The sequence below is a fragment of the Marisediminitalea sp. genome (genome assembly GCF_984433645.1).
In genome coordinates, this window is sequence record NZ_CFIDRX010000166.1 from 1 (window position 1) to 9,500 (window position 9,500).

Consider the following 9,500-nt stretch of genomic DNA (forward strand, 5'->3'; position numbering starts at 1 on the left):
CGGGTTTTCTGGGAGTCACTGTCTACCAGCTACTGGTTTATTCCGGTACTGATGATGCTGGGCAGCGTTGCGCTCTGCTATACCTGCCTGTCGGTAATTGAGCGAGCCTTTTTACCCGACTTTCTGCAACCACTGATACCTAGGGTCACGCCGGAGAATGTACAACAGCTGTTGTCTACCGTTGCCGGTGCAATGATCACCTTCACCAGTATCGCTTTTTCAATGACGCTGGTTGCCCTGACTCTGGCGTCGAATCAGTTCGGACCAAGGCTCATACGCAATTTTATGAACGACAAAAGCACCCAGGCCGTGCTGGGTATCATGGTATCCACCTTTTTGTTTTGCTTGCTGTCGTTACATCATTTGTCGTCAATTGCTGAAAATCAGGATGCCATCTCTCTGCTGGCCGGTTTTACCGTCTTTTTTGCTATCGTCGACTGCGTCACCATTGTGTACTTTATCCACCATGTTTCGCGGTCCATTCAAGCCGATCAGGTTATCGCTAATTGCTTCAATGCGTTTTGCAGTAGCATTGATAGCTTGCTGCCAAAACCCGAATCAGACTCAGCGCATAAAGCCGTTAACGAAAGCTGGACCAGTACACAAGAGAGTTTTCCCGTGGTGCTGCATGCCCGATGCAGCGGTTATGTGCAAACTATTAATTACGCCAGTTTTATGGCGATGTCAGCGGTTAAGGTCAGCGGCAGTGAAATCCATGTACGAAGCGGCGACCATGTCGTGAAAGACGCCAAACTGATTACGCTTTATTGCAAACACCCCTTTGAAGCTGACGCCTTCAGTGATTTACACAACGCCGTTGTATTGGGTAGCGAGCGCACGCCCATTCAGGATCCGGAATTTGCAGTCAGCCAACTGGTTGAAATTGCCCTGCGCGCGTTGTCACCCGGCATCAACGATCCGCATACCGCCATTACCTGCATAGATAAACTCACCGCAGCCTGCGTGCTTATTTGTCAGCGTGACTTCCCTGCCGACACCCTGGTTCACAATAGTACTGAGGTATGGCTAAAGCGCCGAACCTTTACCTTCGAAGGGATAGTGGACACCGCATTTAGTCAAATAAGACAAATGGCCGGTTCGCATACAAAGGTGCAGGTTCATTTACTGAATAGCCTGGCGACGCTGCAGTCCCACTGTAACGCCATGGCTGTGAATACCATTATGCAACACGCGAACAGTATTTACGCCAACAGCCAGACAAACACGTTGTGTGGCAGCGATCGCCATGCAATAGACGAAGCGATGCTGCCTTTCAGAAGGCAGCATGACGTGTAGCGCTATGCGCGCGTCATCGACAGCGAGCGACCTTGTTTGGTTATACGGTACTGACGAAGCGTTTTAGCGGTGTAATGCTCAGAGTTTACATTGCTTACCGCAATAAACTTCGCTGTGGCTTGCTCAGGCTGCAGAGACACCTTTACGTAACCTCGGTGCTGACAGTCAGTCCACATAATCTCACGATTGTGCGACGCAACACGCAAATCTAACTCTGTCGCCAGTTCAGGTCCCAACGACTCGAAATCACCCGGTGAGGTGATCCCGGCGGTACCCAGTTCGACGCCCATGGCATCGCCATCACCGGCATACAACTGATTCGCCCAGAAAGCGTGACTATCGCCGGTCAGAACTATCAAATCCGTCGCGTCAACCGACTGACAAAGCTGATAGAATTTTTCTCTGGCAACCGGGTAACCGTCCCAGGTATCGAGGTAGATGGGCAAGTCCAGCTTGCCGAGGGCCATAAAATAAGCGAAGTGCGCCGCAACCGGATCGTTGTCGGCCAGACCCGTGGGCAATGTCACGTCGGTCACATCCGGCACATGCGTCCGGGCAATGGGAATTTGATTACCAATCAGCCGCCACTTAGCGTGTTTCACTGATGCCGCCAACTGTGCTTCTAAAAACTGTTCCATCGCGACACTTATCATGGTTCGGGATGGATCGCCCAATACGGTTTCAATAAAATGCCTGAGCGATTGTTCCGTATTCAATTGTTTTAAATGTTCAGCGTAGTCGATTTGGAGACTACGCCCGGTATGGCGGGTTTCAAGGGTGGTCAGGGTCGCCAGGTTACCAAATGAAAAGTGTCGCCATAGCTGCGCTTTATTCGCCTGCGGACCGGGTTCGCGCAACGGCATCCACTCGTAATAAGCCTGAATAGACGCAGCTCTTCTTGCCGTCCAACTGCCTTCGTGCGATTGATGATTTTGCGCCCCATTCATATAAGGGTTGTTGGCCGACTCATGATCGTCCCAGGTCGGAATGAGTGGGTGTGTAGCGTGCATGAGTCTTGAGCCGCTGTCGGTTTTATATTGGCGGTGACGTTGGCGGTAGTCTGCCAGACTCACTATTTCATGAGCAGGCAGATGCTGACGATTAAGTTGACGTCCCGATTCAGCGCCCCACCCGCTCTGACCATATTCATAGATGTAATCCCCCAAATGCACCACGAAATCAATATCACTGTCCGATGCAATATGGTGGTAGGCATTAAAATAGCCAAAGGGGTAATTCGAACAACTGGCAACGGCAATCGACAAGGTGTTCAGATTACCTTCAGGCAGGGTTTTCGTGCGGCCTGGTTCGCTTTGCTCGGAGCCGGAAGAAAAGCGATAGTAGTAGACACTCCCGGGCGTCAGCCCTGTCACATCCACTTTAAATGTGCAATCGGCTTCGTTAAAGGTCTGTCCCTGACCTTGTTTTACAATACGGGTAAATGCCACATCCTCGGCCACTTGCCACGTTAACGTTACCGGCTTTGTGGTGTGTGTCCAGATGATCACGGCGTCGTGGGTCGGGTCGCCACTGGCAACGCCACAATCGAATAAGGCACTGGTTGGGAGAGCGAAAGCCGGTCGATAAAACGGAGAAATTAAACCGGTTGCCAAACCCGTTTTAATAAAGTGTCTGCGGGAAAATGTCATAACGTCACGCGCTGATAAATCAATGTGCGCCGACTATGACAGTGGTCTGTGACAAAGTTATGAATCTCTCGAAGATTCATAACCTTGCTATTTGCTACCGGCTTAATTTGAAGTCCATTTGCACTTTCATATTTTGCGCAACCACGGGTTCTCCGTCGGCGAACTTCGGTGCGTACCGCCATTGATCCAATGCATCCAGCGTTGCCCGAATGAATTTTTTACTCCCTGTGTATTCCAGTACATCGGGAGAAGTCACAAAACCCTGTTCATCAATAGAGAATTCAATTACCACGTACCCTTCTCGTCGTCCTATCGCCGCTGTACGTGGGTAAACCGGATTAACACGATAGATAGGATCCGGCTCCTGATTCTCATCCCAGGGGGTCATTCTGCCAATAGTTTGGCAATGCTGTGTTGCTTTGTCTTGTTCATCCATTTTTGAATAGGTCTGAACCAACATAGCATGGGCTTTCAATGCCCAGGGGTGTGAATAGAGCGTCGCATCATTAACGCGTTTAGCCACTGACTCAAGGTAACCACTCGCCTGTTCGTAATCTTTATGTGCGTAACGTAATTTCCCCATAAGAAAGTTCAGGTGAACCGTCCTTAAATCGTTCGGGCCCCAGCTTTCATTTGCCAGCACGAGGGCCTTTTCGGTTAAGGTTTCAGTTCTTGAAAATGACAAGGGGGTGGCACCATAACGGGTAATAGGCGCCAACGCACTGTAGTAAATGATCGCCGCGTCATGGAGCGGTTCTTCCGGAACGTCCTCTAAGTCATTTAAAATGGCCTTTAAGGCTTTTTCTGCTCGCTGAAAACTCGATGTCGTTGACGGCAGCCTGGCAGTGGTTCGTATTAAATCGTAGGATTCCAGGCGTGCTAAAAACGTCTTCAAATGGAGCGGGCCAAAGGTATCCGATGCATAGCTGATGAGTGACTGGTACGCGTCTTCCGCTTCACTAAACTGCTCGTTTAAACGCAGCGCATTGGCCAGGTTATACTGCAACGCATAATGATTTTCAGTGCTAGCCAACACCGAATCGCTGGCCAAACTCAGTGCCAGATTCGCATATTTAACGGCCTGTTCGCCGTTCCCTGCATCAACCGCCTGGGTATAACGGTTATACGCTTCGCTGAACGTGCTCGCCGTTTGGGCGTAGGCGCTACTGCTCGCTATCCCAAAACAAACTGCAATTGTGAGTTGTCTGAGTGCTTTCATTTTATTCTGACATCCTTGTGTTAAATAAAAAGATAAAACAACTGTACGAAACCTAACCTCAATCCCCTCCATATTCAAGCATAAAAAAAGGCCAGCATCATGCCGACCTTTAATATCTAACGCTTGTACGTTTACTTGATCACAGTCTACGAACCTAATTCCGCCTGAATCTGCTCACTGCTGGCTTTTTCTGATTCAACAAATTTCGACCACTGCTGTGCCATACCGCGACTTGACTTAAACTTCTCGGCTTCCGCCAGTTCGTTCAAGGCCTGGGCGTATTGCTTCTTGTTATACAATGCCATGCCTTTGATCAGGTATGGGATGCCCGCATTACGCAACTCGCCTTTTTCAATCGCTTTCTCTGCAGCAGAAATAGCGTTGTCCCAGTCTTCCATGTTCAGATAGATTTGCGCCAGCTGCGCATCCAGCTCACCGTCATCAGACAATTCAGCTGCCTGCGCCATTACCGGTACCGCTTTTTCCTGTTCTTTTGCCAGTGTCCAGCTTTGACCGAGGAACTTCAGGTTACGCAGGTTCTTTTCAAGCACGCCGTCATTCAGCGCCTGTTCCATTAAACGCGCACCTTTATAAGGGGCTTTATGGTAGTAATACAGCTGTGCAAGATTAAAAATGTCCGCAGCTGAGCTTACATAACCTTGCTGATACGCGGCTTCCATAATAGCCAGCTGCTTTTTCTCTTCACCTAGCTCACCATACATACCGGCCAGTTGGATCCAGTACTTTGGTTCGTTGAACAACTTGACCATTTTCACCAGCACGTCTTTCACTTTCTCGGGCTGCTTCAGCTCGTAATAGATAGCACGTTGCAGGATTAGCCAGCCTTCGTCCGGGATCATGCCTTCTTCTTCGTGGCCTTTAATCGCCGCAGTAATAAAGTCGGCCGCTTCTGCGTACTGTTTGTTCTGATAGTACGCCTGAGCTTTGATCACCAGGTTCTTCGGTGGAATTTTACCTGTATTCAGGTTTTCCCAGCGCTCGAGGTACGTAATGGCTTCGGCATAGTTGCCTTGCATCAGGTTTAGCTGTGCCAGACTGAACAGCGTACTCAGCTCGAAGCTTTCCGGAATAGGCTGCTGCTCAACCACCTTCGCGAAATTTTCGAGGGCTTTGTCGTACTGTTCATCGTTGTAATAAATAAACCCGTAAAAGTTATACATCATGGCCAGCTCGTAACTGTTCATGGAGGTTTCTTTACCTTGTACAACGTCCAGAATTTCAATGGCCTCAGCCAGATTGCCACCATCGGCGGCTGACTGAGCGCGGGCTAACTGCTCGTAAACTTTTGAACGCAACGCCGGTGTACGTCGGGTAGGACGCTCACTGGCTTTTTGTTCCTGAGCAACAACGTCATTACTGACCAACAGCGTTGACACACTGCCCGTTGCCAACAAGCCCGTTGCAACCAGGGATAACAGGGTGCGAGAGAGTGTTTGCTTCATACTGTCATTACCCGTCTATCTGGAATGTTATGCGGTTTTGCACACCGGATACTTCCGTGGCTTCACCATTCACAACCCGAGGCTTGTATTTGAACTTCTTGGCGGCGTCCATAGCAGCCTGTTCAAAAATCCCTTCCGGGTTTGCCTCAATAACGTAAACGTCTTTCACCGCGCCTTGTTTGGTAACCGTGAATTCTACAATCACGAACCCTTCGATACCGCGCTGCAGTGCACGTCGCGGATACACAGGTGATACCTTCACAATTGGCAAGTATTCACCGTCACCCGACTCCAGCGCCAGACCGCCACCTTCCAGTGACATGCTGTCGCCGACATCGGCTGAGAATGACATACCGCTGCCGTCTGCATCCGGACTCGGGGAGTCCATTTGCGGCGTATCCATTTGCGGCGGCTGTTCTTCCGGCTTAGGCGGCTTACGGGGCTTGCGTTCTTTCTTCTGAACCTGCTCCTCAGGCTTCACGCGAACAAAGTCCAGCACGCTGCCTTTCGGTGGTTCAGTTAATGCACTGCCGCCCATTTTGATCAGCGACTGCATTAAAAAGAACAATCCCAATGTAATCGCCAGTGATACAACAAATGCGATTAAAAATCGTGACATAGCAATGCTCGCTTATGGCTCTTGCGCTGCAATAGACACTTCGTACACGCCCGCGGCACGTGAAGCATCCATAACCTTAATAAGGGTATCGGTCGTGGCTTTCTTATCAGCCTGAATTACCACAGTACCTTGTGGGTTTTCAGCGTGCAGACGCTCAATATTGGCCTGTACAGCACGAACATCGATACGGCGTTTGTTGATCCAGATTTCGCCTTTATCTGAAATAGCAATCAGGATGTTGGCCCGGTCTTGCTTCACTGCGGTGGCAGCTTCAGGACGGTTTACGTCAATACCGGCTTCCTTCACGAACGACGCCGTTACGATAAAGAAGATCAACATGATGAATACAACGTCCAGCATGGGCGTCATATCAATCGTTGCTTCTTCTTCGTCTACCAGGTTTTGAAAATGCTGTTTCATAATTCTTTTACCTTACTAGATGCACCGGGAATGCCCGATGCATGCCTTAACGCTTGATCAATGCTTCTTCAAGGTGTGCACGTTCGGTTTTCACCTTGCGGTTCAACCAGGTCGAGGCGAATACGCCTGACAGTGCGCCTACCATTCCCGCCATAGTGGGGATAGTGGCTTTAGATACACCAGAAGCCATTGAACGGGCATTACCTGAGCCTGAGATGGCCATAACATCAAATACTTCGATCATTCCGGTTACGGTTCCCATCAGACCTAACAGTGGACACAGTGCCACCAGCGCCTGAATGATGGGGATGCTGCCATTTAACTGAATGGTCAGCGTCGAAATCATCTTGGAGCGGATTTGTTCAGCGTGCCATGAAGAGCGATCTTCACGTGCTTTCCAAACCTTTACCGCTTCCTTACTGAAGTTTTTGTGCCAGATTAACAGGTACAATGCGCGTTCGAGGATCAAGAGCCACATCACGAATATCAGTAAACCGATGACCAGGAGTACCTGGCCTCCGGTTTCTGTAAAATCACGAATTGCTTCAAGAAACTCAATCATAATGATTAGCCTCGCTCAGCGCGCTCAGCAATCACACCAGCAGCTTGTTCCTGCAGAATGTAAACGATGTTCTTACTACGCGTATTCAGCATCGCGTACAGTAAGGTAGTTGGGATTGCGACTACCAGACCAAGAACCGTAGTAACCAATGCCGTAGAGATACCACCGGCCATCAGTTTAGGGTCACCGGTACCAAACAGGGTAATCGCCTGGAAGGTGTTAATCATACCGGTAACGGTACCTAACAGACCCATCAGCGGAGCAACAACAGAGATGATCTTGATGATAGTCAGGTTGCGACCCAGCTTAGGTACTTCGGCCAGAATGGCTTCGGTTAAATGCAGCTCTAATGCTTCAGTATCGGCATTCGGGTGCTCGTCACGGACTTTCAGTACGCGGCCAAGCGGGTTGTTAGTTTTGACTTCAGCAGATTTAAGCTGGCTGTTCACCTTGGCGCGGATAACTGTCAGCGTAAACAAACGCTCAATAGACAGCAGCAGACCAAAGGCACCTACAATCAGGATGATGTAACCAACCACACCACCTTGCTCGACACGTTCCTGCAGGTTGGGCGCTTGGACTAACAGACCCAGGATTGAACCACCTGTTGGGTCGATACCGAACTTAACGATGTCGCCATTTGAGGCTTGCAGTTCAGCGGCAGACTCACCGTAGCGATCAGCAGGTTGACGAATCAGCTCTGATACCGTGCCGGTTACGCCGTTAAACTCAAGGTATTTGCCGTCAGCAACCAGCGCAAAAGGACCCACACGAACAACTTCTTTGCTGACTTTCGCGCCGCCCGCTTCAACCACATCAGTGGTGAACTTGGTCACTTTACCCGACTCTGTCATTTCGCGTTGCAGTTCGAACCATACGCGCTCGATTTCTTCGATAGAGGCCAGTTTTGAGCTAGAGCCCATGTCTTGCGCCAACTGGTCAAGGAATTCTGAACGACCGCTGATTTCAGCAGAAATCATCGAGTTGTAGAATTTGTTTTTGGTGTCACCCGCCACTTGCTGTAGCACACCAAACAGTTCTTTTAATGAACCCAGGCGAGTCGTCAGCGCTTCGTTCAGGTCAGCCAGTTTAAATTCGTTCTGTTCGAACTGGGTTTCCAGACGCTCTGACAATGCCAGGGTGTTGTCGCGTAATGTATTGGTATCACGCAAAATTTGATCTTGTTCAGCACGCTTAGCAAGGAACTCTTGTTCGCGTTGCTTGTTTTGTTGTGTCTGAGCAAATTTGCCTTCTTCCAGTTGCTTAAGCAGTGCATCCAGGTCCAGAGCTCGCTCATTCTCTGCCATGGCAGACATGCTCAGGCTTGCTGCAACCAGACCAAATACGATGGTTTTCAACGATTTCAACATCACTTCGTCCTCTTAGTCTGTAATGGCAACTGGCAGCATTAGCAGATCAGGCGCAAGTTGCTTCTTGGCCATGCGTAATGCTTTAGTGATTTGCGTACGGTATGAGCTGTCTAACTCTTCCCATTGACGAGTTTGCTTATTCCACACACCCTGCGTGCTGGCGTCGCGAGTCTGATAAATCAGCGCAGTACGACCAAGACGTAAAAACTCAACGTCACGTTCCTGACCGTCAATGTTGTGAATACCGGTGTAAGCTTCCATGGTGCGACCGTAGTCCATCTCAACCTGGTAAGCTTCCATTACACGGCGGAATTTCTCAGATGATGCAACGTCGGCGCGATCCATCATGCTTTTCAGATTCGCAATGCGGTCTGCGCGTTCCTGAGGCAGGAAAGGCACATCCAGAGCGATAAACTGCTCCAGGCCATCAATCATGCGAATCATCAGCGGGGTAATTTGACGTTCAATAACAGAAACTTCGTCAATCGCTGCATTCAGATCAGCCATTTCCTGTTCCTGGTTAGCAATTTGCTTTTGCAGTTGCTGATTGTAGATATTTAAACCTTCAATCTCTTTGTTCAGTGTCTTGAACTGCTGCAGTTTGCTGTCAATTTGATCGGTAATACCGTCAATTCTTTGCTGCGACGTCGCCGCAGACTCATTGATTTCCTTGGCGGTATCAATGGCAGGTGCTAAATCCTGCTCCTGAGCGAATGCTGATGCCGACAAAAGTGCCGTGCTTACCAGCAACGTGTTAAAAAGCTTCATACATTCAAACCTTTTGTTTTAAAGAAATCGGCTGTACCGACTACTAAATTAGCTGCGGGTAGGATAGGGTGTTTCTGTGACAGTTTTATTACATATCTGTCATATAAATATGGCAGTAATAAGGGGCCCTTTTG

At 49.3% G+C, this 9,500-nt stretch carries 9 protein-coding genes; 1 reads left to right on the forward strand and 8 read right to left on the reverse strand.

Going from position 1 to position 9,500, the window contains the following annotated elements; all coding sequences use genetic code 11:
- Nucleotides 1–1,296: DUF2254 domain-containing protein (locus AC4MRN_RS16780; protein WP_491203920.1), on the forward strand; the 1,296-nt coding region annotated here is incomplete at its 5' end.
- A 2-nt stretch (nucleotides 1,297–1,298) separates the two neighbouring features.
- Here AC4MRN_RS16780 and AC4MRN_RS16785 read toward each other — a convergent pair.
- The 8 genes from AC4MRN_RS16785 to AC4MRN_RS16820 form a co-directional block, all read right to left on the reverse strand.
- On the reverse strand, nucleotides 1,299–2,945 hold the full coding sequence (locus AC4MRN_RS16785; RefSeq protein ID WP_491203921.1) for an alkaline phosphatase D family protein: 1,647 nt from the start codon (nucleotides 2,943–2,945) through the stop codon (nucleotides 1,299–1,301).
- Between the two features lie 94 nt (nucleotides 2,946–3,039).
- Entirely contained in the window at nucleotides 3,040–4,164 is a 1,125-nt protein-coding gene (locus tag AC4MRN_RS16790; RefSeq protein ID WP_491203922.1) for a TonB family protein, read from the reverse strand.
- 146 nt (nucleotides 4,165–4,310) lie between these two features.
- A complete protein-coding gene (locus AC4MRN_RS16795; RefSeq protein WP_491203923.1) occupies nucleotides 4,311–5,627 on the reverse strand; it encodes a tetratricopeptide repeat protein in 1,317 nt (438 codons plus the stop codon).
- Between the two features lie 7 nt (nucleotides 5,628–5,634).
- Nucleotides 5,635–6,246 (reverse strand): energy transducer TonB, encoded by a 612-nt coding sequence (locus tag AC4MRN_RS16800; protein ID WP_491203924.1) that lies wholly within the window; start codon nucleotides 6,244–6,246, stop codon nucleotides 5,635–5,637.
- 12 nt (nucleotides 6,247–6,258) lie between these two features.
- Complete coding sequence (locus AC4MRN_RS16805) at nucleotides 6,259–6,666, reverse strand: ExbD/TolR family protein (protein WP_073320422.1); 408 nt, start codon at nucleotides 6,664–6,666, stop codon at nucleotides 6,259–6,261.
- Nucleotides 6,667–6,712: 46 nt separating this feature from the next.
- Complete coding sequence (locus AC4MRN_RS16810; protein WP_073320425.1) at nucleotides 6,713–7,228, reverse strand: MotA/TolQ/ExbB proton channel family protein; 516 nt, start codon at nucleotides 7,226–7,228, stop codon at nucleotides 6,713–6,715.
- A gap of 5 nt (nucleotides 7,229–7,233) precedes the next feature.
- Complete coding sequence (locus tag AC4MRN_RS16815) at nucleotides 7,234–8,544, reverse strand: MotA/TolQ/ExbB proton channel family protein (RefSeq protein WP_491203926.1); 1,311 nt, start codon at nucleotides 8,542–8,544, stop codon at nucleotides 7,234–7,236.
- Nucleotides 8,545–8,610: 66 nt separating this feature from the next.
- A complete protein-coding gene (locus AC4MRN_RS16820) occupies nucleotides 8,611–9,366 on the reverse strand; it encodes a DUF3450 domain-containing protein (RefSeq protein WP_491203925.1) in 756 nt (251 codons plus the stop codon).
- Between the last annotated feature and the right edge of the window lie 134 nt (nucleotides 9,367–9,500).

Excerpts from the sequence above, each read along its gene's own strand:
- AC4MRN_RS16790 (WP_491203922.1), bottom strand. The coding sequence starts at position 4,164 with ATGAAAGCACTCAGACAACTCACAATTGCAGTTTGTTTTGGGATAGCG.
- AC4MRN_RS16805 (WP_073320422.1), bottom strand. The coding sequence starts at position 6,666 with ATGAAACAGCATTTTCAAAACCTGGTAGACGAAGAAGAAGCAACGATT.
- AC4MRN_RS16820 (WP_491203925.1), bottom strand. The coding sequence starts at position 9,366 with ATGAAGCTTTTTAACACGTTGCTGGTAAGCACGGCACTTTTGTCGGCA.
- AC4MRN_RS16810 (WP_073320425.1), bottom strand. The coding sequence starts at position 7,228 with ATGATTGAGTTTCTTGAAGCAATTCGTGATTTTACAGAAACCGGAGGC.
- AC4MRN_RS16795 (WP_491203923.1), bottom strand. The coding sequence starts at position 5,627 with ATGAAGCAAACACTCTCTCGCACCCTGTTATCCCTGGTTGCAACGGGC.
- AC4MRN_RS16785 (WP_491203921.1), bottom strand. The coding sequence starts at position 2,945 with ATGACATTTTCCCGCAGACACTTTATTAAAACGGGTTTGGCAACCGGT.
- AC4MRN_RS16800 (WP_491203924.1), bottom strand. The coding sequence starts at position 6,246 with ATGTCACGATTTTTAATCGCATTTGTTGTATCACTGGCGATTACATTG.
- AC4MRN_RS16815 (WP_491203926.1), bottom strand. The coding sequence starts at position 8,544 with ATGTCTGCCATGGCAGAGAATGAGCGAGCTCTGGACCTGGATGCACTG.